Annotated in this window: 16 protein-coding genes; 7 read left to right on the top strand and 9 right to left on the bottom strand. The window is 72.5% G+C overall.

Annotated elements, in window-relative coordinates:
- The first annotated feature begins 244 nt into the window (after positions 1 to 244).
- The 6 genes from O145_RS09985 (at position 245) to O145_RS10010 (ending at position 8,834) form a co-directional block, all read left to right on the top strand.
- Positions 245 to 3,460, top strand: a complete 3,216-nt coding sequence (locus O145_RS09985) for an AAA family ATPase (protein ID WP_043562567.1) — start codon at positions 245 to 247, stop codon at positions 3,458 to 3,460.
- Complete coding sequence (locus tag O145_RS09990) at positions 3,454 to 5,226, top strand: Hsp70 family protein (RefSeq protein ID WP_043562569.1); 1,773 nt, start codon at positions 3,454 to 3,456, stop codon at positions 5,224 to 5,226. The genes O145_RS09985 and O145_RS09990 overlap by 7 nt, the downstream gene beginning before the upstream one ends.
- Complete coding sequence (locus tag O145_RS09995) at positions 5,223 to 6,128, top strand: hypothetical protein (protein ID WP_043562571.1); 906 nt, start codon at positions 5,223 to 5,225, stop codon at positions 6,126 to 6,128. The genes O145_RS09990 and O145_RS09995 overlap by 4 nt, the downstream gene beginning before the upstream one ends.
- A gap of 8 nt (positions 6,129 to 6,136) precedes the next feature.
- On the top strand, positions 6,137 to 7,117 hold the full coding sequence (locus O145_RS10000; protein ID WP_043562573.1) for a hypothetical protein: 981 nt from the start codon (positions 6,137 to 6,139) through the stop codon (positions 7,115 to 7,117).
- A gap of 458 nt (positions 7,118 to 7,575) precedes the next feature.
- Positions 7,576 to 7,980 (top strand): hypothetical protein, encoded by a 405-nt coding sequence (locus O145_RS10005; protein ID WP_229118492.1) that lies wholly within the window; start codon positions 7,576 to 7,578, stop codon positions 7,978 to 7,980.
- Positions 7,977 to 8,834, top strand: coding sequence for a nucleotidyl transferase AbiEii/AbiGii toxin family protein (locus tag O145_RS10010; RefSeq protein WP_052374969.1), 858 nt, complete (start codon positions 7,977 to 7,979; stop codon positions 8,832 to 8,834). The genes O145_RS10005 and O145_RS10010 overlap by 4 nt, the downstream gene beginning before the upstream one ends.
- A 461-nt stretch (positions 8,835 to 9,295) precedes the next feature.
- On the opposite strand, the gene O145_RS10015 is transcribed toward O145_RS10010, so the two are convergent.
- The 9 genes from O145_RS10015 to O145_RS10055 all read right to left on the bottom strand — a co-directional run bounded on the left by O145_RS10015 (position 9,296) and on the right by O145_RS10055 (position 23,030).
- Positions 9,296 to 11,248 carry a hypothetical protein gene (locus tag O145_RS10015; protein ID WP_043562575.1) on the bottom strand — a complete coding sequence of 651 codons (1,953 nt, stop codon included), beginning with the start codon at positions 11,246 to 11,248 and terminating at the stop codon, positions 9,296 to 9,298.
- The gene (locus O145_RS10020) at positions 11,248 to 13,047 is read right to left on the bottom strand and encodes a hypothetical protein (protein ID WP_156966707.1); all 1,800 of its coding nucleotides are present in this window, start codon (positions 13,045 to 13,047) and stop codon (positions 11,248 to 11,250) included. Before O145_RS10020 ends, O145_RS10015 begins: the two co-directional genes overlap by 1 nt.
- Positions 13,044 to 14,726 carry a serine/threonine-protein kinase gene (locus tag O145_RS10025; protein WP_043562579.1) on the bottom strand — a complete coding sequence of 561 codons (1,683 nt, stop codon included), beginning with the start codon at positions 14,724 to 14,726 and terminating at the stop codon, positions 13,044 to 13,046. The genes O145_RS10020 and O145_RS10025 overlap by 4 nt, the downstream gene beginning before the upstream one ends.
- Positions 14,727 to 14,770: 44 nt before the next feature.
- Positions 14,771 to 16,453 (bottom strand): hypothetical protein, encoded by a 1,683-nt coding sequence (locus O145_RS10030; RefSeq protein WP_043562581.1) that lies wholly within the window; start codon positions 16,451 to 16,453, stop codon positions 14,771 to 14,773.
- Positions 16,454 to 16,702: 249 nt separating this feature from the next.
- Positions 16,703 to 17,485, bottom strand: coding sequence for a hypothetical protein (locus O145_RS10035; RefSeq protein WP_043562583.1), 783 nt, complete (start codon positions 17,483 to 17,485; stop codon positions 16,703 to 16,705).
- A gap of 30 nt (positions 17,486 to 17,515) precedes the next feature.
- The gene (locus O145_RS10040; protein ID WP_043562585.1) at positions 17,516 to 18,190 is read right to left on the bottom strand and encodes a hypothetical protein; all 675 of its coding nucleotides are present in this window, start codon (positions 18,188 to 18,190) and stop codon (positions 17,516 to 17,518) included.
- Positions 18,191 to 18,808: 618 nt separating this feature from the next.
- Positions 18,809 to 20,275, bottom strand: coding sequence for a hypothetical protein (locus O145_RS10045; protein ID WP_043562586.1), 1,467 nt, complete (start codon positions 20,273 to 20,275; stop codon positions 18,809 to 18,811).
- Positions 20,272 to 22,071, bottom strand: coding sequence for a hypothetical protein (locus O145_RS10050; RefSeq protein ID WP_052374971.1), 1,800 nt, complete (start codon positions 22,069 to 22,071; stop codon positions 20,272 to 20,274). The genes O145_RS10045 and O145_RS10050 overlap by 4 nt, the downstream gene beginning before the upstream one ends.
- Positions 22,072 to 22,370: 299 nt before the next feature.
- The gene (locus tag O145_RS10055; RefSeq protein ID WP_043562590.1) at positions 22,371 to 23,030 is read right to left on the bottom strand and encodes a hypothetical protein; all 660 of its coding nucleotides are present in this window, start codon (positions 23,028 to 23,030) and stop codon (positions 22,371 to 22,373) included.
- Between the two features lie 692 nt (positions 23,031 to 23,722).
- Between O145_RS10055 and O145_RS10060 the strand changes: the two genes are divergently transcribed.
- Entirely contained in the window at positions 23,723 to 25,420 is a 1,698-nt protein-coding gene (locus O145_RS10060) for an AAA family ATPase (RefSeq protein ID WP_156966708.1), read from the top strand.
- The last annotated feature ends 1 nt before the right edge of the window (position 25,421 follow it).

The raw sequence follows: 25,421 nt of genomic DNA on the forward strand, positions 1-25,421 counted from the left end.
CGGCCGGGAAAGGAGGCGACGGGCTCTCACGGCGGCAATATGTCTCAGCCCGACGCTTCCGGGCGCCCAGAGGCCCCGCTGGGCGCCCAGGGGCGCGACCCCGGCCCGCATCCGCATCCGTCACAGTGGGAGCGCGACGCCGGCCGGCCTTCACGTCCGTCACAGGATGCTGGCATCCTGACCACCAACACGTCCGCCGTTCAGCCCGCCTCGTCCGCACCGTCCGCCCTCGAAGGAGCCGCCCATGGTTTCACGAGCTCACCGCTTCCTCTACGGTCGCGAGCTCAATGCCGTGGAGCCCGTGTGGCGTCTGACGGCGAACACGGACGACATCTTCTTCCACGACGCCTACCTCGGCTGCCTCCCGCTGGCGGAGACCATCCGGCACTGGGCGCGGGAGCAGGACCCCGACGTCGTCGCCGTGACCCTCACCGCCCAGGGCGATCTCAGCCCCGAAGACGATGCCGCCGCCCTCCTGGACCTGCTCCAGCCCAGACGCCGGCCGGCCCACCGCTACGATCCCGCCGGCACCCCGGGCTCCGACGACGGCCGCGAGGCTCACACGCCCCAGGCGACTCAGGCGGCCCATCCGGCCGGCCCACCGCAGGCCCAGCCTGCCGGCCAGGCAGAGCAGACCGAACAGGCCGGCCAGCCCACCCGGCGTGCTGCGGAGACAGCCCGCTCGCGCGCCGACGGCCAGGGCTACCTCAACCAGCTCGCCCGCCTGGCCGCCGCATTCGGCAACCCGAAGGGCCGCAGCATCATCGCCGTCGTCGAGGGCCTGCCGGAGCAGTGCGAGGAGGCCGGCCCCGAGGCCCTGCGCGACCTCCAGCGGACCATGCGGATGCTGGTCCAGCGCGCCCGGGCGAGCACCGGCCTCCTGCTCGTCCTGCTCGACCCCCGCGACGAGCTCGAGGCCTTCGCCCTGTGGAACAGCCCCGTGAAGGCCCTCGGGCTGCCGACCCCGCGGCCGGAGGAAGTCGAGGCCGCCCTGATACGGGTCTCGTTGCGCCACGATCTGGCCATCCGCCACACCGGGAGCATCGCAGCCCACCTGGCCGCGGGCACCGACCTGCACGGCGCCCTCAGGCGGGCCGCCTCCGCGGCCCGGGACTCCCGAATCATGACCGCGGACGCGTTCCTGAGGCTGCCCGAGCCGGACGCGGACCGGGTGGACGCCGTCTTCCGCGACCTCGACTCGCTCATCGGCCTGAAGGACATCAAGGCCTATATGCACAGCCTGCCCGCCCTCGCCCGGCGCCGCCGGGCCGACCTGCGCGAGCGCGGCACGATCCCGCAGGCCACCATGCACATGGTCTTCAAGGGCCCCGCGGGCACGGGCAAGACCTCGGTCGCCCGCATCGCCGCCCGGCTCTTCCACGCGCTCGGGCTCCTGCCCACCGACAAGGTCGTCGAGATCCCCCTCGGCGAGGTCATGCACGCCGGCGAGACCGGCGCGCGGATGCAGGCCAGGCTCGGCGAGGGCGTCGGCGGCGTCGTCCTCATCGACGAGGCGCACCACCTGATGAGGGACCGGCACTCCCGGGAGGCGATCGACCCCCTGCTGGTCTTCGCCGAGGACCACCGCAGCAACACCGTCATCATCCTCGCCGGCTACTCCGATCAGATCGACCGGCTCATGCGCGCCGACCCGGGCCTGCCGCGCCGCTTCCCCAACGTCCTGTCCTTCCACGACTACACGGTCGAGGAGCTCGGGCGGGTCGTGCGCGCGATGGCGCGGGACGACGGCTTCGCCCTCGACCGGACCGCGGAGGCGCCCCTGGCTCGGCTGCTCGCGGACCGGCGCCTGGACGCGGGCTTCGGCAACGCCGGCGGGGCCCGCAATACCTGGCAGGAGATCCGCCGCGCGCACGACTCCAGGCCGCAGGCCGCCCCCGGCGTCATCGGGGCCGAGGACATCCCGGCGGTCATCAGCACCGACGGCGCCCTGGTCGCGCAGGCGCTGGAGGCGCTCGGGAAGTACACGGGCCTGGACGCCCTGCGCCGCTACCTGGAGTCCCAGCGGGACTACCTCGCGCACTGCCTGCGCACGGGCCGCCCCCGCCCGGCCGCCGACGGGCTGCGCTTCGTCGGGCCGCCCGGCACCGGCAAGACCTCCATCGCGACGACGGTCATCGCGCCCTACCTGTACGGCGTCGGCCTCCTCGACCGCCCGACCGTCACGGCCGCCACGGGCGCCAACCTCCAGGCCGGCTACTCCGGCCAGACCCCGGAGAAGGTCAGGGAGCTCTTCCGGGCGGCCCGCGGCGGCGTGCTCCTCATCGACGAGGCCTACAGCGTCCCGGCCGAGCACGGCTACGGCGCCGAGGTCATCGACACCCTGGTCGCGGAGACCACCCGGCCGGCCAACCGCCGCACACTGGTCGTCCTGGCCGGCTACAAGGCGGAGATGGATGACTTCCTGACCCGCAATCCGGGCCTGAAGGACAGGTTCCCCCGGGAGATCGTCTTCGAGCCCCTGTCCACCGCCGAGCTGCTGGCGATCATGCGCGGGCGCGCGCAGGCGGAGAGGTACCGCCTGGCCGCCGGCTTCGAGCAGCGCTTCGTCTCACTGGCGCCGATCGCGCGCAGCGTCGCCGGGCCCGGCTTCGGCAACGCGCGGTGGGCGGTCGGCATGTACCGGCAGGCGAAGGAGGCCATGATCTCGCGCACCCGCGCGCATCCCGACGATGACGCGGCCCGCCTGACCGGCGAGGACCTGCTCGCCGCGGTGCACGACGCCGATCCGCGGCTCGCGCGGCTTCTCGACCCGGCCGCCCCGTCCCGCCCTGACGCGGCGCCGCCCCCGCCGTCGGGGGCGATGAGCGCCTCGGAGTGCGAGGAGTGCCTGCGCGACGCGGTCCTGCCGCTCGTGGTCGACCAGGAGGACTGCCAGGCCATGGGGACCGGGTTCCTCGTCGTCGGCTCCGGGCTGGTGGCCACGGCCGCCCACGTCCTCCAGGACGCGACGCGGGTGACCGCCCACATCGGCCCGAAGCAGATCAGCGCCGGCGTCGTGGCGGTCGATGAGGAGACGGACACGGCGCTGCTGCGGGTCCCCGCGCAGGCGGTGGCCGGCCGCCGGCCGCTGCCGCTCGGGCACAGCCGGGACGTGCCCGTGAGCAGCGAGCTGTGGGCGGCGGGGTACCACCACTGGCAGCCCGGCGAGGACCCCCACATCGTCCAGGTCCGGGTCAGCCGCAACATGCGGTCGAAGAAGGTCTTCGACGTCGCTGGCGCCGTCGAGCACGGCGCCAGCGGAGGCCCCCTCATCGACCCCTCGCAGGGGGCCGCGGTCGGCCTCGTGCGGGGCGGGGTGGGCAGCACCGTCAAGGTGATGGTGCGCATCGAGCAGGTGCGCAGCCTGCTGGAGCGCGACGGGCACGACCGCGAGGGCACCGGGGTGCCGGAACAGGACCGGAGTCAATCGGAAGTCAAGGAGGCGGATTCATCGTGGTGAGCATCGGGATCGACATCGGGACGTCGAACACGGTCGTGGCCAAGGTCGACGGCAAGGGGGAGGTCGCAATCCACAAGTTCGAGGACAGCGACCTGCTGCCGTCGGTCATCCACGTCGAGGAGACCGGCGGCAACCTCACCGTGGGCGCGGCGGCCCGCAACTTCTGGGCCGACCCGGACGCGAACCCCGCGGAGACCTTCCGCAGGTGGAAGATGTCCATGGCGAACCAGACGATCCTCGCGACCCAGGACTGGGGGGACGGCCCGAGGCCCATCACCCCCGAGCTGCTGACGACATGGCTCGTGGAGCACGTCATGAAGAGCATCACCGGGGGCCTGGGCGGCGAGGAGGTGGAGTCCGTCGTCGTCACCGTGCCTCACGGCTGGCGCCGCGAGCACGTCGAGAAGTGCCTGGCGACCCGGGAGGCCGCGCGGGCGGCGCGGGCGGGCGGCCGCCCCCTGGAGACGAAGGTCCTGGACAGGACGGTCGACGAGCCCGTCGCGGCCGCCGCGTATGCGCTGCACGCCGTCGGCGACGCCTCGGCCTTCACCGGCAAGGACCTGCTGATCGTCGATATCGGCGGCGGGACCACCGACCTGAGCCTGGTGCGGATCAAGTCCCCCAGCGAGCTCGTCGTCGTCGATGCGATCAACAACGACGTCGGCGGCGACTACGCCACCGCGCTCCTGCTCGGCAAGCACCTCGAGGCGATCGCCGCCCAGACCGGGATCGGCGTGCCGAGCACCGCCGAGGCGGTGCTGAGCTCGCTGGAGGGCGAGGAGAACGGCTGGCTCCGCGAGGCCTTCGCCGCGGCGGAGACCGGCTACCTGCACACGCTGTCCGAGGCCTTCAGGATGGCCGAGGGGCGCAACGACCTCGATGACCGGGTGAAGGGCAGCTGGGGGCGTCGCGTCGTCCCGATCAGCTCGACCGTGGGGGACGCCCTCGTGACGACGCCGATGTCGCGCTCGGACTACCTCGCGCGCCTGGGCCCCTTCTTCGAGAGCGCCAAGGAGCTCCTCACCCGCTTCCTGTCCCGGATCGGGGAGCCGGGCCACCTCCCCTACGCGGTCCTCATGACGGGAGGCGGCAGCAGGATCGGCGGCCTGCGCTCCCAGGTGATCGAGCCCGTGATCCGCGAGCTCACCACGCGCTCGGAGGCGCGCAGCATCCTCGACCGCCTCGGCAGGCTCCGGCTCAACGAGTCGAGGCTCTCCACGGCGGTCGCCATGGGCGCCGCGCTCGTCGCCTCGGGAAGAATCACCATTGAGGAGCGCCTCCTGTGGGACGTCGGGCTGGAGGTGACGGTCCCCGAGAGCATGGCGGACAAGCTCGACCTGGACGACTCCCGCCGCTGCATCGCCTCGCCGCTCCTGGTCAAGGGGGCCCGCCTGCCGGCGACGGTCGGCCTGAAGGACCTCGGCTTCGGGACGCTGGACATCGAGGCCAACGACCTGTTCACCCAGCTCATTGTCGTCTTCGACGACATGAGGAGCCCCTACGACCAGACCTGGGAGCGCTCCCTGTCCGGTTCCGGGGACGCGCTCAAGAACGTTGACGTGAGGCTCACCGCGGACACCGAGGGCATGCTCCACTTCACCGTCACCGGGAACAACGGGCGCAGGCTCGTCGAGGTCGACGGCAAGCTCCACCGTCCGCGCCGTCCTCAGGCGGGCGGCATCCTTCTGCGCGACGAGTCGGAGCGGCCCCTCGCCCCAGTAAGAACCCCCCAGCAGATCGCCGAGGCCAGAAAGGCGTCACGATGACTCTTCAGACAATGCTCGCACGACTTGCGCGATCGCAGTCCGAACTGGACTGGGACGAGTGGTACGTCCTGGCGCTTGCCGCGCACAAGGAGCCGGACCAGTGGCGCGGGGCCTGGGAGAGGCTCGACGCGGACGATCGCGAGGCCCTCCTGACCCGTCTCCACAATGACGCCGGCCCGCTCGCCGACCACGTCATCCGCAGCATCCTGCCCAGGGAGCTGACAGAGCTCGACGACCCGACCCTCGAGCTGGCGCACGAGGACGCGGCGGCGGCCACCGCCAGGCAGCTGGAGCGTCTGAAGCGGATCGGGCGGAGGGCGGAGCTCGACACCGGGGAGGCACGCGCCGCGCTCGAGGCGCATATCGACATCGAGAGTCTCAGGCAGGAGGCGGAGCGGCTCAGGGCCCAGGCCGCGCGCGATCCCGAGCTCGCGGAGCGCAACGCCCTCGAGAAGGAGATCACCCGCCTCAAGGCCCTCATGTCGACCCTGCAGGCGTACGACTGGAAGGCGCGGGAAGCCGAGCAGAGGCGGCTCGCAGGCGACACGGAGGCCCTGAAGGCCAACAAGACGCGTCTCGAGGAGAGCATTCGCGAAGCGCGCCAGGAGCACGAGCACGCCAAGCAGGAGCTCGCCGAGGTCCAGGCGGAGTGGCAGCAGAAGCAGGCCCGCCTGGAGTCCCTCCGGACGCAGGTGACCGAGACTCAGCAGCGCGTCGCCCAGGTTCAGGCCGTCACCCAGGGCCTGGACAGGCTCGTCCACGATCTTCAGTCCGCCCTGGACCAGGCCTCAGCTCAGCTCACGGGCACGGGTCAGGCCCTCACCCAGCTGGGCGCGGCGCCGCCGCTCGCGGACAGAAGGGGCCCCGCACTCATGGGCCGCCTCCGGGCCGGTAGGGACTGAGAGACGCCATGCCACTGACCGACTTCCTCTCTGACCTCGCCGGCTCCTCCGGCCCGATCCCCTGGATCGGATGGCTGCCCCTCGTCGTCGAGGCGCAGGACCCCGAGTCATGGGCGCGCGCCTGGGCGGCCCTCGACGAGGACTCGCAGAATCTCGTCATCCGCCGCCTCTACGAGGACAGCAGCGTCTACGCGGACGTGCTGCGCCGGCTCGCCGTCGCCGGCACGGAGGCCCTGCCCGCCCGCGACGCGATCCGGGAGACCCTTCTCGACGACGCCGCCGGCTCGGCCGGACGCAATGCGGACCTGCTCCGCGACCTTCAGCGGCGTCTCGCCGATCTCGGCATCGTCCTGGACACGGCCCGGGTCACCGAGCTGGAGCTGGGGGCGAAGATCGCCGAGCTCGAGAGGAGGAAGGCGGAGCTCCTGGCGGACGACCTCGACGGCGCGTACTCCGAGCTGGTCGCCCTGCAGGAGAAGGAGACCCGCCTCCAGCACGAGGCCGACGCGGTCAGCGGCGTCGACCTGTCCGCGGAGCGCGCCCGCCTGGAGCAGCTGCAGGAGAGCATCGACGCTGTGCAGGAGGAGCAGCAGACGCTTCTCGCCTCTGTCAAGGACCGGGAGGCCGCGCTCGCGACGGCCAGGCACGCCGTCTCCGACCTCGACGCCGAACGCACGCGCCTGGAGCGCCGGGCCGAGGAGGCCGCGGCTGAGCGGGACCGCGCCCGGGGCGAGATCGACGCGCTGGAGGAGCGCGTCCGCCGGACGAAGGAGGAGACCCGGGCGCTGGAGGAGCACCGCGAGCAGGTGCGGCAGCGCCTGGAGGAGGCGGAGGCCCTGTTCGGCGAGCTGAGCCGGCTCAGCTCGGTACCGGCGTCGGCCGAGGCGGAGCGCCTGCTGCGCGACATCCGCGCCCTCGCCCGGGACCTGCCCGACGACGAGGCGGACAAGAAGTTCCGCCGGGTCCCGCCCGGGGAGCCGGGGCGATGAGCGGAGGACTTCCACCGAGATCGGTCGTATTCCGCACCGAGATCGGTTCAGGGCGCCCGCCGACTTCCGCCCGGGCACCCGCCCAGCACACCCCGGCCCTGCCCACCGAGGGGCGAGTGCCGTAGCTCTCCAGGTGCCTGGCGAGCTGGGCGGAGGTGTACTGGCAGCCCCAGCCCGAGTGGAATCGAGTGGAATACCGTCTCCCCCTGTCGTGTACGGGCGCCTGCGGGCCGCCATGTCGATGTGAGATGCCCTCTACGACCCACGGCCAGCAGACCAGCTGCCAGCCGCCGCTTGACACACAACATAGGGGCACCACCCGTGCTGCGCCGACAGCCGGGGCATGGACGACGCCGTGGGGGGCGCCGTGTCTGATGGTGCTCGTGCTCCTGTCCGAGACGCTCCCAGCAGTCCATCCTGCCGTTGAACTTCCTAAGCTGGCGGCTCGCGGCGGTCTGATGAACGTCGCCTACGGCCTGTATCGTGTGCCGGACGTCCCGCCGACGCGCTTCGATCAGTTCGCGGAGGCTCTGCTGCGGGTCGGCGGGGGAGCATACCTGCACGGAGAATCAGTTCTGGCGCTGTTCGGCCTTGCCGATGTGAACCCACGGCGGATCAAGGTCGCGGTTCCCCGCAGGGTTCGGGCCAGGCTTCCGCCCTTCATCGAGCTGACTCAGGTTCCCGGAGGGAGGCGCGCCACCTTCTACGAGGGACTGGCGTCACAGCCGGTTGCCGAGGCGATCCTTGAATGCCGCGGGCGGGTCGAGTCCGAACGACTGCTGGATGCCACGAGGCGAGCACGGCAGGAAGGCCTGCTGACCACCGCGGAGTGGAAGCGGGTCAGGAAGGGACTTCGACCATGAGCTACGACAACGCGCCGGTGAGTGTGCGATCCCTCGAACAGCGCATCCGCAACCTTGAAGACTCCCAGGGGCTGGCGCTGCGCCGCCGCGTCTCAATGGCACTGGTCGTGGTGAGCCAGATGCTCCCGGAGGGCGCGATCAAGGGTGGCGGCGCCATGGCGTTGCGGTACGGGCGCGGGACTCGGTTCACCCAAGATCTGGACGCCGCACGAGTCCAGTCTCTCTCCCGGTTCCGCAGTGATTTCGAGAACTCGCTGGCGGCGGGATGGGCGGGGTCCACCGGTCGTCTCATTGAGAGGCCGGCGCCCCGTCCGGCAGCGGTGCCTGCCGCATACGTGATGCAGCCTTTCGACGTGAAGCTGGACTACCGGGGCCGGTCATGGTGCACGGTGAAGTTCGAGTTGGGGCACAACGAGCTCGGTGACGCCGATCAACCCGAATACCACCTCTCCAATAGTCTTGTGGGATTTTTCACCGAAGCCGGACTGGAAGAACCGAAACCAGTCCCGGTGATGTGTGCCGATCATCAGGTCGCGCAGAAACTTCACGCCCTTTCAAGTCCGGGAAGCGAGCGGGCCAAGGGCTTGGTCGATCTGCAGCTGCTCGACAAGGGCGAGAACCTTGACCTCTCCCGACTCGCTGAGACCTGCGCGCGACTGTTCGACTATCGCCGTCAACAATCTTGGCCGCCAACCATACAGATCGGCAGACAATGGGACACGCCCTATATCGAGGCGGCAGAAGATGCTGCCGTACTCCCAGCTGCGGAAGAAGCTGTCGTCTGGGCTAATAAACTGGTTCAGCGCATTGCAGCATCATCTTCTCTCACGCCCGGCTCAGAGGCTGCGAAGTAATCAGAACCTCCACGAGGACGAGACGCCCCCGGACTCCGCGCGCAGCCTCACGGTCTCAGCCGACTCGCCGCCCCGCTCCCCCTCACCCCTGGGACGGCAGACTACTGAGAAGCGGCGACCGACGCGATCGTCCGGCCCCTTCACCCACGATCTCACGCACAACCCGCTCCCAGAGCCCATCCGAGCACCGCGCTCTCGACACAGTCCCATCCTATCCCGCCACCAGAACACCGGGTCCCCACTGTCCAAGAAACACCAGGCAGCCCACCACACCACCACACACCGATCTTGTTCAGCTCCAGCCAAAGCAATCCTGTACGAGATGCTCCGCAAACGCCAACCAGGAGTCCCGCAGCAGCCGTTCCAGAATGCCGTTCTGTTTAATTCCGGTCATAGCACTATTCCTCCAGGCACGGCACCAGCCAGGCGTCCCGCCGGACTCCTTGAACCGATCTCGACGCTCAGCCGAGCCAGAGCACGAGCGCCAGCACCAGCAAGACCGCGTTGAGGACCAGGCTCGCGCCCAGCGCCGAGGAGCTCTGCACGCACTCCAGGCACTGCCGCCAGCGGGGCGGGTCATCCGCCGTCGACGATACTCGCGGCTGCGCCGCGGCGCGCGGGGCCGGGCGCCGCGCGGGCGGCGCGCCGCCCGCACAGGGCCGGGGCAGCGGCAGCGCGCGCTCGAAGGCCAGCAGGGCCGCCGCCGTCTCGGCGCAGACCACCCGGGACCAACCGGTCACGAGGAGATCCGCAATGGCCCGCCGCAGCTCCATTGGAACCGGACTCCCGGCCGGCCCGCCCCCACAATCCTGGGCCGCGGGCGCCGCAGGGCCGACCCCGGGCGCCGAGTCGTCGATCAGGGCCAGGACCTCGACCACCCGGGAGGGCGGGGCGTCCGCGGGCAGGACGCCCCGGAGGAGCTGCTGCCACGTCACGCCCCCGGCCGGCCCCTGCCACAGCCCGCACAGCAGCGGCCCGAGCGACTCCGGCACCTGCCGCACCGCCCTCATCAGGGTCTCGGCGCCGTCCGGGGCCGACCGCGCGTAGGCGACGACCTCGGCGGCCCGTGCCGGCTCCCGCTCGAGGTCGTCCAGGACCCTCTCCTGCCACTGGGGAAGCGCCTCGCCGTAGGCCCGCGGGTCGACTCCGAGCGACTTGATCCAGGCGACGGCGCGCGGCCCCCAGCGGGAGCCCGGCGTCCCCCTGGCCGCGGTCGCGGCCAGGACGTCCGTCACCAGGGAGGTGCTCCGGGCGAGATCCGCAGCCTCACGGGGCGCCGGGCGCCCGGCCCCGACCAGCTCGGCCTGCCAGCTCACGAGGTCGGGGTACAGCGCGCCCTCCCCCGCGGCGACCCGCCAGGCAGAGGCGCGCACGGCGTCGTCGGAATGCGTGAGCAGGTCGCGCAGGCAGCCGCGCCGCAGGTGCAGCAGGCGCGAGGCGGCCGCGTCGTTCCAGCGCTCGGACACGGACGGCGGCACCTCGGCGCCGTCGACGACGGCGCCGAGCTCGTCATCGCTCAGCGGACGCAGCCGCTCCAGGACCGCCTCCCACGTCGTCGCGGCCCGCCCCCAGTCGGCGGCGGTGGGGGCGCCGTCGAGCTGCGCCTCGAAGAGCCCGCAGGCCCTCTGCCGCGCGGAATCCGCCTCGGGGCGCGCGGTGAGCACGAGCCCCGCGTACCAGACCAGACCCCTGGGCACCTCCGACAGCGGGACCGACGGCGCGAGCAGCCGCGCCGCGCCCATGGCGGAGTCGTGCTCGCGCGGATGGCGCTGCGCGAGCACGGGGGGCCACGGGCAGGTGACCACCTTGCTCCCCGGGTTGCGGTCGGGACGCGGGTAGGCGGTCGACCACTGGACCAGCCGGGCCATGGCCTCGGGCACGGCGCCCATGAGCGCGACGAGGGCCCGCTCGTCCTCCGCCCCGGGCAGGTCGAGCACGGTGTGGCGGCGCGTCTCGTCCATGCTCAGGACGGTGGCGAGCTCCTGCGCCAGCGCGCTCCCGTCCGCCTCGGGGCCCGCCTGGGGCAGCGGTCGGCTCAGGGCCGCGGCATTGAGCGACGACGGCGACAGCAGCGGGCCGCTGTCGAGCGCACCGAGCACGTGGTGCGCGGCCCCGGTCAGGGACAGGCCCTCGGGCGCGAGCACGACCTGGATGGTGCCCGCGGAGCCGTACTCGCCGCCCGACCCGATGACGATGACCGCCCAGCGGCCGGTGCCCCGGTCGTGGACGAAGGTCACCGAGCGCAGGGCCCTCGGCGAGGTGGACATGTCGACGCTCAGCTGGGTGAAGCCGCTGGAGCACCTGGACAGGGCCTGGCGCTCCGCGCCGGTCGCCTCGCTGGTGTACTCGGGGTCCTCCCTGAAGCCGCCCCCCAGGGCGGAGTTGTCCCTGTCCGTGCGCATCACCCAGCCCATCAGTGCCCTCCGTGTCCCAGGAACGGGGCCAGGATGTGCCGGAACACCTGGAGGCACCCGGCGTCGTCGTCCCTCCGGTCCCTCATCTTCCGGCCGTCCCTGTCCACGCGCGTCCACGCGCTCGCCAGGGCGAAGCGCACCTCGCGCTGGCCGAGGAGCTGCTCGAGGTCGTTGCGCCGCACCATGGTCGACAGGATCGCGCTGACGACGACGGCGCTCATGACGTCGCGCATCTGCAGCCGCTGCGCCCCCAGCCCGCTGTACCACGTGTCGCCGCTCGTCGGCACCGTGAGCGCGCCTGCGAAGGACGCCCCGGGCACCACTCGGGTCCCCGACCGGTCCTGCGGCCCGGTCGAGCCCATCGGGGCGGTCGCGAGCTCGTCCTCGAGGGGAACCTCGACGGCGGCCCCGGAGTGGGCCAGCGCCCAGAACCTGTCGGGGTCGGAGAACTGCGACAGCAGTCGCGCCACGGCCTCCATCTGGCGCGCGACGCCGGAGCGCACGACCGCCGACAGGAAGTCCCAGGTGGCCGGGTCGGAGCTGCGCACGGTCCAGGACCTCTCGCACCCCAGGAGCGCGGTGCGGGCGCACTCCCGGAAGTCCTCGTGGTCCTCTGCGGGAACGAGCTGCGCCCACCGGCCGAGCGGGTCGTCGCTCTCGGGGGTCCTGGCGAGGAGGGCCCGGATCGCGTCGCACTTGGTGAGCACGATTGTCGCGCCGACCGACTCCTCCTCGTCCATCGTGTCGGTCATGACCGCGATCATGTCCTCGGTGGCGTCGCGCGCGAGGCGGCCGCGCGCCTCCAGGTCCCTCCACCGGCCCTGAGCGTCGTCCGGGGCGCCGACGGCCCGCAGGGACAGATCGAGCGCGGGGGAGTCCTTGAGCGAGTCGAGGCACCAGTCGGCGGCGAGCGGGTCGATGACGGCGAGGTAGTGCGCGGACTGGCGCAGCTGAACGACGTCGGCCTGCGAGCCCACGTAGTGCTCGTCGCCCGGGCTCGTCCACGCATCGGTCGCCTCGCCCGGCAGGTCCACGAAGGCGACGTCGAAGCCGCTCTTCCTCTCGCCCTCCCGGTTGTCGTTGCTGTACTCGACGCGGACCGGCCGCAGGTAGGGCGGACGCCCCCAGCCCCAGTCGCCGACCCGGGCGTCCACGTCCTCGGCCGACAGGGCCCGCCCCTCCGGCGTCGCCCGGATGGCGTCCCGGAGGACCTTCTCGAAGCCGGCCAGGACGTCGCCGGCCCCTCCGCGCCCCGGAAGGCGCTGCAGCCCCGTCTCGATCGTCGTCCTCATGTCCTCGCCCGAGGCCGCCCGGGTCGCGCCGATCGACTCCCGGTCCGAGGCCCCGGCGGGGCTGTACTTCTGCACCGGTCGGGCGAACCTCGCATTGCGCACGAGGTCGTCTCCCCCGCCCGCATCGCTGCGGATCGGCGCCTGGATGCGCAGCAGCGTCTCCCGCAGCTGGGACTTCCCGCCGCCGACGGGCCCGAGGAGGCACACCTTGATGCGATCGTCCCCGCTGCCTCCGGGGGAGTCCATGCTCTCGCGGACGTGGCCGTGGGAGCACACGTCATAGGAGCGGGTCGGCGCGACACTCGAATCGGCCCCGGGAGACTCCCAGAAGTTCTCGGGGTGGCCCACCTCGAATATGCGGATCGACTGCTGGCCCATTCCGAATCCCTCGCGCTCCTCGATTCTCAACCAGGCGCGCGGCGAGCTGCACAAGTCGCAGTGGGGGACCTCGCACTTATTCTCGCGCTGAAGCGGAGAGGGCTCATCGGGAAAAAGCGAACGGGTCATGACACGCTCCAAAAGATGAGAAACAGTACAATGACGGCGAGGGCGCCCCCGCACACGGCTGTCACCCGGGAGGAGACGCGGGCGGCATCGGCCTGCGCCCGGTCGCGCACATCGGCGTCGTGCTGCCTCATGTGCGCCCGGAGCTCGAGGACGTACTGGTCGTTCCGCAGGCTGCGGCGCTCGACGTCGGTCATGCTGAACGGCGCCGCGGCGGACGCGCAGGCCTCCGCCCGCGCACTGAGCCAGCCCCGGCCGCAAATCCTGCCCAGGACGTGGCACACGAGGTTGTCCAGATAGGCCTCCCGGGCGGTCTCCAGGCTCTTGCGGGCCACCGCCTTCCCGATCTCGGCCTCCCAGTCCGCGGACCTCCTCCCGGTGATGCTCGCGTCGATGAGCCTGCTGTACTCGTCGGGCTCGGGAATCGGGGGGAGCCGAGCGGGATCGCCCGGCCCGGCCCCCGGAATCAGCCCCGGAACCGGGCAGGGCCGCCCGAAGCCGTTCGCCTCGGCTCCCGGCAGCAGCGCCGTGCGATGCTGACCATCAGCGACCGCCCCGGGTCCCGGCGGCGACGCCGTGCGGCCCCGGCCGGGAGCAGCCGGGTCGGGTCCCGGCACCCGGGGAACCGGGCCGCCGCGGCCCGGCCCGCCCGCAGGACCGGGGGGCGGGCCGTCAGGACCGGCGCGCCCGCCCCACGAGCCGAGATCGAGAACGCCGTCGCCGACGCTCAGGACCACGCCGCCGCCGAAGCTGTGGATGCCCCGGAGCTCCTTCATCATCGCCTCCGCCGACCGGGCCCTTCTCGCCGGGTCGAGCGTGAGCGCCCGCCGGAGGAAGCCGTTGATGGCGCCCACCTCGCCGCTGCGGGCCGCCGGGCCCGCAAGTCCGGGCACCTCGACCGCGGTCCCGTCGGCTCCGACGACGAACTGGGCGACGCCCCGGCCGAACGGGCGCGCACCGCACAGCATCTCGTACAGGACGATCGCCGCGGCGAACAGGTCGGACCTGACCGTGACATCCCCCGGGCTCAGAAGCTGCTCCGGCGACGCATAGGGGAGCGTGGCTCTCAACGGGGCAGCGAAGGCCTTGGTCGCCGTGGACGCGATGCCGAGGTCGATGATCACCGCCTTCTCGTCGTGCGTCCCGGGGCTGGTCACAATAATGTTCTCAGGCTTGACGTCGCGGTGGATGACCCCGTGATTCGCCCTGTCCCTGGGAACCCTGTGGAGAACATCGAGACCGTTGAGGATGCTGTAGGCGAGCCGGAGCGCGCGATCGGCCTCAAGGCCGTCGGGAGCCCGATCAAGAACCCCCCTCAGCGAGTCTCCGCTCACATAGCGGGTGACAATGCACGCCCCGCCGCCGCTCAGGGTCACCTCCACCGGCTGGGCGACATTGGCGTCCCACCAGTTGTCCACGGCCTGACGCAGGAAGGCGTACTCGTCCTGCGCCATCTTGAGGTCGGCGGAGGGCATCACCTTGATCACCACGCGGTCGCCCTGGGCGAGCCCGGCACCGGGCACGCCCGCCACCGCGACGGCCCGGTGGACGTGCGAGCCGCTCCCGGCATTCTGGCCGATCAGGCCCTCGATCCAGTACCGCCCTCCCAGGACGTATGTTCCCGGGGCGAAGGACTCGTGCGGGCCGCCAGAAGGCTGAGGACGCGCCGCAGGCTCATTCATTCCGATCTCCTTTCGAGTCGAGGAACCGCTTCGACATCAGCACGTCAGACACGCGCCGCGGGCGCCGGCACCGCCAGGTAACGGTCCAGCGACTCGCGGAGGACATCACTGCGCCGGGCCTCGTCGGCGAAGAAGTCGAGGCGCGCCATGAGCGCCATCATGGAGCCGCATCTGGCCCGCAGGACCCGCGCCCCGGAGCCGCTCTCGGCCAGGACGATGGCGCCGAGGAGGGAGGCCCAGGCCTCATCCGCCTTCACCGGGCCCTCAATCCTGTGCCCGTGCCCGGCGACGAGAACGAGGCACGCGCCGATAATGAAGAGGCAGCGGGCGAGCCTCACCTGCTCGCCGGAGAAGACCGCCGCAGCCGGCTCGAGCTCGAAGCGGGCGCTGCGCGCCATGGCGATGGTCCTGCCCAGGACGTCCCGGTCGAGGTCAGCGCCGAGATCCCCGGCCTGAGCCAGCCGGAAGGACCGCTCGGTCACCTCCAGCAGCATCTCCGCCGTCGTCGTCGAGCCCCTCCCGGCCGGCTCGGGCCGGGGATAGCGCTCGGCGATGACCCCGCGCAGGTCCTCGACCCTGCTGCTGCACGCGGCGCGGTAGGGGGCGGCGGCAGGAACCGCGTCCACGAGCCTGAGCGCGGTCCGCGCTGCCGCGCAGGCCTCAATGGGCATGTTGAGAGCGCTGCAGGTGGTCGACAATCCGTAGCGGCATGCGGCCCCGGCGAGCTCAGCCCCTGCGATCCCGGCCCACAGGGGCTGCGCCATGGCGTAGAGGAGGAGGGCATCGCGGTGCCGTCCGGCCTCGGTCTGCGCCAGGGCGGCCTGTGCGAGGCGCCCCGCCTCCTCGAACCGGGCGCGATCGCCCTCGGGGACGACCAAGCCGGCCTCGCGCCTCCGTGCGGCGTCGGCCCGGTCCATCTCCGTGTACGGCAACGGCCTGAGGTCGCGGATCGCGTCGAGGGGGCCCGTCCCGCTGCGCACCGTCGCGAGTGGCGCCCGCCGCGGGGCCCTTCTCGACGACGGCGCCGCGGGCGCGTGCTGGGTCGGGGCGGGCGCGTGCTGGGTCGGGGCGGGCGCGTGCTGGGTCGGGGCGGGTGGAGGACTTGGGCACGCCGGCGTCCGCCCGACCAGCTCGGAGAGCCTCCGGCACTCCTCGGCCCTGCCGTGCTCGCCCGCCTCGGCGAACAGGGAGCGGGCCTTCTCGGCGTACTGGCCGGCCTCCTGCGCCCTCCCCTCGGCCTGGAACTGAGTCGCCGCCCGCAGGATGAGCCCCGCCCGCCACGCCGTCCGGTCACTCCGGTGTCGTCCTGCGAAGAGCCTCCACCCGGCGTGCCCCGGGTCGGGCTCCTCGTCGTCGTAGAGCGGGATCGCCCGGATGAGGCAGGCGATGCCCCGCCCCCTGAAGTCCGTCGGCTCCTGCCGCAGGTCGTGGAGGTCCGCCAGGGTGATCCAGCACTCCGCCTCCGCCTCCAGGATCGAGTCCGCCGCGTCGAGTGCGTCGCTGGCCAGGCGCATGCACTCGCGGAGCACGGCCTCCGAGTCACGGCCCGCGGATCGGAGCTCCTCGGCGGACTCCCGCACCAATGCCGCCGCGCGGTGCAGCACGTCGGAGTCTCGGCGGCCGGCCACCTCCTCCAGGCGCATTGCCAGTGACAGGGCGTTCTCGACGGCGACCGGCGCACCCCGCCGCCTACCGGAGTCGGCCGCCGGGAACACGGTGCTCGTCATGGGAGCCCTCGCTGGGGATGGGTGAACGGGGTCGCATCGCTTCGTCGGCCGATCTGTCTCTGTCGTCTGGGGTGTTACGTCATGGTTGACGGACACGCCCGGGGCCGAGAACAGCCGGCGGCCCGGGGGCCGCCGCCACCACAGGTCCTGAGCCTGACGCCGCAGCCGACGCATGGCCCGCCCGGGGGCCAGGCCGCCCGGCGCCCAGCCCGGGCCGGCCGGCGTCCAGGAGCGGCCGGCGGCCCAGCGCTACAGGCCGGTGCAGTCGCCCATCGGAGGGAACGGGTCGGGGGTGATCCAGATCAGGCGGCCCCTGCCATTGCTCTCCTCGACCCCCGCCCAACGCCCGTCCACGGGCCACAGACGGGCGAAGGTCATCAGGCCCTCATCGGTGATCATGTTCATCCCGCCCTGGAATGAGCGCGAGACCGCGCACTCTGTTGCGCTCTCCCCCGTCCCGCTCTCCCAGGGGAGCTCCTGCCCGAGAGAGAACCCGACCGACTCCAGATGCCTTAGCGGACTGCGCTCCACGGCCTTCATGGCCGACTTCTTGAGCACTGTCACCCTGTCGGGGCGGACTACAAGGTGGGTGCCCTCATGAATATCGAACGGCAGGGGCGCCCTCTTGGCGCTGTCGAGGTTCAGGGCGAGCAGCGTGAATGGCATGTCGCCGGGATCGATTCGCTCGCGGTTCGGGAGCCGGGAGCCTCGCTTTCGCGCCCATGCCAGCAGTTGACTCTTAGCACCTGTGCGCTCGCCGCCTGCGAACAGCGAGTCTCGCACTCGCGTCGCTGCCAGCAGCTGGCACCTGCGGCCCGGCCCGGTTGTCATAACAATCCGGTCCGGGTCCGACAGGTCCACCTCCACCTCGTCCGAATGAGGCGGGGCGTCGTCGTCATCGAATGCGCCCCTCTCCATCCACTGCCCCGTCCCGTCCTTCTGAATAATGGACGCGTGCGCCCCGTCACCGCCGTGCGCGCCCGCGATCTTGATAATCAGATCGATCCGGGGCTCCTCAGCCAGTACCAGCACATCTCCTCCGTTCCGCCGCGCTCAGCGGCATCAGCTGATTCGTCCGCTCAACGGCGAGAAGGGGACGGACGTGATGCAGATGAGGTGGCCCGCCTCGCCCGCAGCCCCTCTCTCCACGCCCAGCCAGCAGTCCTCCGCGGGCCAAAGAGTGGCGTCCTTAATGGCGCCTCCTTTTTCGAAGGCCAGCACGCTCATCGCACAGTCGAGAGAACGTTCCACATACCACTTCGCCACCTTCTTCGCTCTTCCGCTCCCCCAGAACAGCTCACTTCCCTCGAAGAAGGACCCCTCGTTGTTCTGCCGCCTCTCAAAGTCCCCGAGCACCGTCGCCCCTTCCGAACGGATCACGAGACAGGTGCCGTCACGATTCTCAACCGGCAGGGGAATCCTCTCGACACCTTTCAGAGCGATCACCGCATAGGGGCGCTCACCGAGGCTGCTCACCTCAACGCCGGCGAACAGCGAGCCCTGTTTCCGCATCGCGGTCAGGTGGTACTCCCGGTCCATTCTGAGCACAATGGAGATCCGGTCCGGCTCCGACAGGTCCACCTCGACCGGATGGGGCGCACCGCCGAGCGCATCGCCCTCCACCCACCGCCCCGCCTCATCCCTCCGCAGCGCGAAGGCGTGCGCCCCGTCGCCGCCGCACGCCCCCGTGATCCTGACAATGAGATCGATCCGGGGCTCCTCAGCCAGTACCAGCACACGTCCTCCGCTCCACAGTCCCGTCAAGAGTAACTCGCACCGCCCCATGGGGTGCGAGCTCCGAGGTGCCACATCACCGGGGAGCCGGTCCCCACCGCACCGCCCCATGGGGTGCGACCTCCGGGCGTGGCGTCCAGGCGCCGGCCCGCGGCCGCCGCATCGAGACCGGGGCGTCAAGCGCGCCCACTCGCCCGACGACGAGAACGGATCGGGCATCATCCAAATGAGGCGTCACCCGCCGTTCTTCTCCTTCTCGACCCCCAACCAGCGATCACCCGCAGGTCGAGGACGAACTCTACTAGCGCGACTGAAAAGCGCCGTAAAAGGCCTCTTATCGAGCACCCTGGACCATCTATTCCGGAGGCGCGGGGCGGACTGGGCAGACAGTGGGCCCCAACACCAACGGAGGTTCGTCACGTGAACGTGCCTTTCTCCCACCCCTCTGAGGTCTACTACGGTCTACTACCAGAAGGACGGGAGAAAGGCACGTTCACGTCGCAAAGGTACGTTCACGTTCCGGTCTGTTCCCGCCCGCTCCACGCGGTCACCAGGGCGGCGGGCCCGCCCGCAGCCCCGGAGCCCGTCCCGGCCGCCACCCCGACTGACGGGCACGGGCGCCTACGACCGCAGGGGCGTGCCGACGACGGCCGCGACCTCGGCCGCCCAGGGCATGCTCAGGTCCAGGCCCGACGGGATCCGCCTGGGGACCGGACGATCCCACGGCGACCCCTCGGGGTCCGCACCCCCCTGCCGCCGCACCGCCCCCGCCCGACGGCGCGCCCACGCCGCCGCCTCGCGCTGAGCCGCCCGCATCCGCTCGCGCGCCGCCCCCCGCAGCGGCCCGCGCCCGCCCGGCGCGCTCACCACGTCAACGGTGTCCACGCCCCGCGCCTCGTCGGCCGACACGGCGGCCCACCCCGTCAGACGCGTCCCGGTCTCATCGGGCGCGAGCTCGACCAGCACGGGCAGCCCAGCCGGGATCGGGACGCGGGCCAGAGCCCTGACCCCCTCGGCGTCGCGCACGAGCCGCTCGGCCAGGGGCGCGGAGACCTCGAGCCTGAGCCGGCCGTCGTCGGCGGGAGCGACGAACCACCGCACGGCGCCGTCCCCGGTGTCGAGGAGCCCGTGCAGGTTCTGCGACCAGTCCAGGGTGTCGACGCCGTGGCGCACGGGCGCGCCGCCGCCCCACTCGCCCTCGGGCCCGGCAACAGCGCGCGGCGCGCCCCCATCCCGAGCGGGACCGCGCGCCGTCGAGGCGTAGTAGGACTCGCTCACGGGCCGGGGCAGCCCGCCGAGGTCGTCGTACAGGGCCCACAGCGCCCCGACGTCGTCGGCCCCGGCCCCGCTATCGGCCCCGGCCCCGACACCCTCGCCGTCGTCGTCCTCGATCCGCGCAATGAGCCAGGCCAGCGCGCGCCGCAGCAGAATATGCAGCCTGCGCGCCAGGACGTCCGGCGCGCCGTGGTCGCGCAGCTGCTCGGCGGCCCCGCGGATCCGGTCCCGGTGGGGGCCGTAGACCAGCAGCTCCATGACGTCGGTACCGAAGCAGGCGGGCACCGGCTCGGCCTGCATGAGGGCGCCCAGCTCCAGGTCAAGGAGGAAGGGGTCGGGCGCGGGCACGGGCCGGGCGGCGGGGGTCGGCCAGTAGCGGCGCATCCACAGCCCCTGGGCGATGCGCAGGAGGGTCCAGGCGGCCGGGGACGGGCGGGTGAACCAGGTGGTGCGCACGGTGCGCGCCGGGCCGTCGGCGTCCCCGGCCGACCCGGCCAGCAGCTCGCGGGCGGCGCGGGCGACGTCGGGCCCGTAGACCAGGCCGACCCACTGGGGAACCTCCGCGGCCAGGACGCGGGCGCTCATGCAGCCCGCCGCGGCCGGGTCCGCGATCCCCGGGTCGCAGACGAGCTCGCCGCCGTCCACGGGCAGGGCGGGCCGCACCAGGTCCCCGCCGCCCCCGCTGCCCGCACCGCCCTCATCGGGCCCGCGCCCGCCGGGGGCGATGACCAGGCCGTCGTCGGCCAGGCGGAGGCGGACGACGTCCAGCCCGGAGGGGGTCCCGGGCCCGCGGCGTTCCGACTCGGGGCTCATTGTTCGGCTCCTTCCCCCGCGCCGCCGGCATCCCCGGCGCCGTCGGCACCATCCGCGCCGTCGGCTCTCTCAAGCACGGCGACGACAGCGCTCACCGTCAGCTCCGCACCGGCCGCCCTCATCACGCCCTCGCGCCGCCAGCGCCGAAGCATCTCCCCGATCCCCCTGCGCGCGGCGGCCAGCGCCCCGCGGTCCTCCTCCGCCGGCTCATCGACGTCGCGGCAGCGCCGCAGCGCCACCAGGTAGGCGCCGAGGGCCCGCCTTCCCAGGCCGCTGTGCTGCTCGGCGGGCGAGTACAGGCCCCGCATGAGCGCGTTCGCGGCGTCGCCGGCCACGGCGGGCCCGCCGACCCGCTCGCCGTCCCGCCTCTGGCGCTCCACGAGGAAGCGGGCGGCGTCGCGCATCCAGCGGGCGAGGTCGCGGGAGAAGCTCGTCAGGTCCTGCCCGCCCGGGTCGCCGACGTACTCGCGCCGGTGCAGCCTCCGCCAGGCGGTGCGGCCGATCTCGCCCAGGAGCCGCGTCTCCACCCGGTGGCCGGCGTCCGGCTGCCCGCGCAGGTCGACCAGGCTGTCCACACCCACCGCCCGGCCCCTCCACCGGGCGTCGTAGAGCACGGACTCCGACGACGCCGTCGCGACCATCCGCTCGACCCGGCCGTGGGCGGCGATCAGCCAGTCGACGAGGGTGCGCCGCTCCGGCCGGCCGATCGCCCCGCGTCGCCGCCAGCCCAGCCGCTGCGCCTCCTCGACGACGACGGCCGCCAGGAGCAGAACCAGCCGGTCATCGGGGCGCCCCAGGCCCATCCAGTGGGCGCACCTGGCGGCCTCGCCGCGCAGGTCGTCGGGCAGGCCGGTAGTGCGGTAGTCCTCGGGAAGCCGCCTCAGGGCGGAGGCGACCCGCTCCTCGAAGCTCCAGTCCAGGGGCGCGCGGCTCTCGCTCTTCCCGCGCAGGCGCACCGGTGCACTCATCGACGAGGCCTCCGCGTCCCGCGTGAGCCCGAGCGCGCCGGTCCGGTCCCGCAGGAGCCTGTCCGCCGGCTCGTCCGCTCCGCCGGCGCTCGCCCGCATGGCCCGCCACCGCTCGGTCATCTCGGGCAGATCCGTCTCCCGGCCGGCCGCGTCCATAGCCTGGAAGGGGAGGCCCACGAGCTCGCGCAGCTGACGGCCCAGCGCACGGGCGGCACCCGCTCGGGGCCCGACGACGCCGTCGCAGGCGGGCCGCCAGGACCGGCGCAGACGGTCGGCGAGATCTGCGGCGATCTCCGGCTCATCGAGCAGACGGCGGGCCATGTCGAGGGTGGGCCGCACGCTCTCCCGTTCCAGGATCTCCTCCAGGAGGGTGTCGGCCTCCTCGCGGGTCGAGGGAAGGGACTGCCCGGCGGCGAGTCCCTTTCTCGCCCTTGCGACGAACTTCCGGTTCCGCCACTGCCTGGACCGGTCCGAGAAGCACTCCCTCCACAGCCAGCTCCTGCCGGCGGCCTCGTCCAGAGCCTCGACCAGGCGCAGCGCGGCGACGATCCTGGGCGCGCCGACGGCGATCCCCTCCTCCAGCCTTCTGGCCTCGTCATGGTTGAGGCTGCGGTAGCCGGACTTGTTGAGCAGCGCGGAGGGATCCGGGAACTCCCCTGCGAGGAGCAGCGGAAGCAGCTGCTTGCGGAGCACCGCGACCGGCACGCCCTCGCCTCTCGCCGGGCGGCCGCTGCGGCCCGGCCGCTGCGTCCACCTGTCGACGAGCTCGGGATCATGCGCGCGCACCCGCTCCCAGCCGCTCCTGAGGGGCCTCTCCGCGCTGACCACACCTACCTCCGGGCACTCCGACAAACTGAGTGACATGGTATGGCATCGCATCGGGACACAGCCCGCGCCGCGGCCCGTCCGCCCCGGTTGTGGGCGGCCCGAGCGAGCCGTCGTCCAGGTGCCCGGGCGCCCTGTTGCCCGGGGGCGCGGGCGCCCTGTTGCCCGGGGGCGCGGGCGCCCTGTTGCCCGGCGGCCCGCCCGCTCCGCGAGCACCGCCCGGCGCGGGCCGCGGGCTCCGGGACTCCCCCGCAAGCGCCCCGAGGCCCCGGGCCTCCCGCTCAGATCCTGGCCGACGGAGGTCACTCGAAGTCCCTGTCCTTCAACAGCAGCGGACCCCTGCCCGGAAGCACGCTCGCAATGAACGTCAGGAGGAAGGTGGAGACGGCGAAGAGAATCCACGACATGCCGGTGCGGAACCACCCGGCCGGGGCCCAGGGGATCCACGACGTCTTCAGGGCGGGGAGCTCGCACCCCTGGAACGCGAGAATAATGCCGGCGTGCTGAAGGATCAGGACGAGGGCCACCGGCGTCACGAGCACAATGAGGGTGTGGAGACCCACCGCGCTACCGAGATTCAGAGGACCCTTTGCGAACCCGATATAGCTCAGCACGGGCAGCTGGAGCACCCAGCAGAGGGCGACGAAGACGACAAGCGCGATGACCAGCGGGGCGGCCGCCTGAAGAACCGACGCGCCGACGCGCATAATCGCCCACAGCGCTCCCCGTCCACCGCCCGGGGAGAACTGGGACATGAAGGTCGAGTACCGCCGGCTGGCGACGCACGTGCGGGCGGACGCGGCGTGGTCGACGGTCAGCAGCACCCCGAGGACGAAGGGGATGAACAGACCGGCCGACGAGGTCGCCACGACCTTCAGGGCCCTGCCCCTGCTCGCCGTCGGTGCCGGTCGGACGCGTTCCGCCCCCTTCTTCGAGCCGCCGGAGCAGCTGGCGTGGCGCATTCCTCCTCCTCACGTCTCCTTACGACGAGTCCCGATGAACCTGTTGACGGACACGCTGCCCGGGCGCCCCGGACACGCTGCCCGGGCGCCCGCGCGGTCCCGCACCCCCCTTCGCCGAGATCGGTCGAGTTCCGCGCCGAGATCGGTTCGGTTCCGGCCCAACGACGTCAGGGGACGCTCTCTGCCGCCAAGATGGACGCGCGAGCCGTGGCGCACCGCCGCAGAGCGGCTCTGCCGGGCCCCGTGAGTGCCGGGACGATGGATGTTGCACATTCGCGCACGGTTCGTGTTAGCGAAAACCCAGGAATCATGCGGAAAAGCGGTTTCAGCGGCAGCCAGGACCCGGCTCCCATGTGCGCAGTCCCCCCTCAACGCACATGGGAGCCCGGCAACCGAGCACGTCAATCGACGGGAAAACGCATGATCCCGCCAAAATCCCACCCTCGCCCCGCGAAGGCCCCGCCCTCCCATGTGCAACACCGGAGAGGACCGCCCCCACCCCGGCACAGCTCCCACACCCCACAACCGCCCCACCACCCACCGGACGTTTTGAACCGATCTCGGTGCGGAGCCGGACCGATCTCGGCGGGCGGGACGTCCGGCGGCCTAGATGCATCAGGGAGATCCACGCCACATCGTGTTGATTGCTGCGAGCTGCGGATCGATGCGCACCCGTGTCCGTCATACGCGGTGTGAAAACACAACCGCTCGTCCTCGCTCAGGACCGCACCCCGCCCGCACCGCCGGCGGCCGACCAACGTCCTCTGAGCGGATGGCTGCTCGACGCGCTCACCCGCCTCATCGCCCGCAACCCGCAGGACATCCTGCTCATCGCCCCCGAGCACCTGACGCCCGACGACCTCGTCGACCGCCTGGAGGCCGGCCTGGCGGAGGTCGCGCCGCGCACCGCGCGGCCGTGCGTCCTGCACCGCTGCCACGACCTGTCCGACCTGCGGCAGTGCGCCCACAGCACCCCCCTCTCGCCCGCCGACCAGCGCCACATCCTCGTGGCGATGGATGACGGACCCGACCCCATCGAGTCGGGCATCCCTCACGCGGCCCGGGCGGCGGCCCGCGAACTCGGCGTCCCAGCGCTCATCGTGGTCACCAGCGAGGGCTGGGACGAACTCGACGACCTGGGCTCGTGCAGCGCCCTGCTCCCGGGGACGGCCATTGTGGACGCCCGCCCCGCGCCCGGGTCGAAGGAGATAGTGGACTACCTGCGCGCAGCGGCCGAGCGCCTGGAGAAGTACCACAGGGTCTCCATCCCCGAACCGACCATTGGCACCGCCGCCGCGGCCGTCCCGGGCAAGGGGGACCCGTCCCAGCCGGCCTTCGGGGAGAGCCTGCTGGACCTGTGGGCGTGCCAGGGGGCGCTGCTGGGGCGCTCGCCCATCCTTCCCCCCGAGGCCGAGGAGGCGGCCGAAAACTTCGGGCGCGGAGCCGCCGGGCGGGGCGCCGCCGTCGGGCTGGACGTCGAGGCCCTCTTCGAGTCGCTGTCCTCCAGGGTGCTGGGTCAGGAGGAGGCGTGCCGCACGGCCGCCACCCAAGTCGCCCTGGGGGCCTCCGGGCTGCGCCTGGTCGCCGACCGCCCCCGCTGCGCTCTGCTGCTGGCGGGGGGCACCGGGACCGGCAAGACGCTGCTGGCGCGCACCCTGGCCGAGCAGGTCGGCGAGGGCGCCGAGCCGCTCATCCGGGTGGACATGGGGTCCCTGACCTCCGACCACCTCGGGGCCGCGCTGCTCGGCTCGCCGCCCGGCTACGTCGGTTCGGAGAACCGCGACGACTGGCTGACCACCCGGATCCGCCGCAGCCCGCGCGCCGTCCTCCTGCTCGACGAGGTGGACAAGGCCGCGCCCGTCCTGCGCGACGCGCTCCTGCTCGAGATCCTCGGCAACGGCACGCTGACTGACTACTCGGGGCGGACCGTGGACGCCTCCGGGCTCCACATCGTCCTGACCGCCAACACCGGGGCCCGCGCCCTGACCCGCTCGGCCACCGGCTTCGGCGACGACGAGGACCGCCGCCGCGCCGCCGAGACCGAGATCCGGCGCCTACTGCCGCCCGAGGTCTTCAACCGCCTCGACGCCGTCGTCCTCATGAACAACCTCACCCGCCCCCGCATGGCCGGGGTGCTCGACGCCGTCCTGGCGGACCTGTCCCGGGTCGCGACGGCGGCCGGCTACGAGCTGGAGATCGGGGCCCGGGCGCGCGAGCTGCTGCTCGACGAGGCCGTCAGCAGGCCCGACGGCGCCCGCCGGCTGCAGCGGATCGTCGAGCAGGCCCTGGCCGCGCCCCTGCTCGGCCGGCCCGCCGGGACGTACCGGGCGGATGCGGGCGCCGGGGGAATCGCCGTCGTGGCGTGCGAGGGGTGCTGCACCGACTGCTGAC

The organism is Actinomyces israelii DSM 43320, from assembly GCF_000711965.1.
GTDB classification, from domain to species: Bacteria; Actinomycetota; Actinomycetes; order Actinomycetales; family Actinomycetaceae; genus Actinomyces; species Actinomyces israelii.

Bases quoted from the DNA above. Each gene is read 5' to 3' on its own strand.
- O145_RS10005 (WP_229118492.1), top strand. From the start codon at position 7,576: ATGAACGTCGCCTACGGCCTGTATCGTGTGCCGGACGTCCCGCCGACG.
- O145_RS10045 (WP_043562586.1), bottom strand. From the start codon at position 20,275: ATGAGCCCCGAGTCGGAACGCCGCGGGCCCGGGACCCCCTCCGGGCTG.
- O145_RS10030 (WP_043562581.1), bottom strand. From the start codon at position 16,453: ATGACGAGCACCGTGTTCCCGGCGGCCGACTCCGGTAGGCGGCGGGGT.
- O145_RS09985 (WP_043562567.1), top strand. From the start codon at position 245: ATGGTTTCACGAGCTCACCGCTTCCTCTACGGTCGCGAGCTCAATGCC.
- O145_RS10055 (WP_043562590.1), bottom strand. From the start codon at position 23,030: ATGCGCCACGCCAGCTGCTCCGGCGGCTCGAAGAAGGGGGCGGAACGC.
- O145_RS10015 (WP_043562575.1), bottom strand. From the start codon at position 11,248: ATGGGCTGGGTGATGCGCACGGACAGGGACAACTCCGCCCTGGGGGGC.
- O145_RS09995 (WP_043562571.1), top strand. From the start codon at position 5,223: ATGACTCTTCAGACAATGCTCGCACGACTTGCGCGATCGCAGTCCGAA.
- O145_RS10000 (WP_043562573.1), top strand. From the start codon at position 6,137: ATGCCACTGACCGACTTCCTCTCTGACCTCGCCGGCTCCTCCGGCCCG.
- O145_RS10010 (WP_052374969.1), top strand. From the start codon at position 7,977: ATGAGCTACGACAACGCGCCGGTGAGTGTGCGATCCCTCGAACAGCGC.
- O145_RS10020 (WP_156966707.1), bottom strand. From the start codon at position 13,047: ATGACCCGTTCGCTTTTTCCCGATGAGCCCTCTCCGCTTCAGCGCGAG.
- O145_RS10025 (WP_043562579.1), bottom strand. From the start codon at position 14,726: ATGAATGAGCCTGCGGCGCGTCCTCAGCCTTCTGGCGGCCCGCACGAG.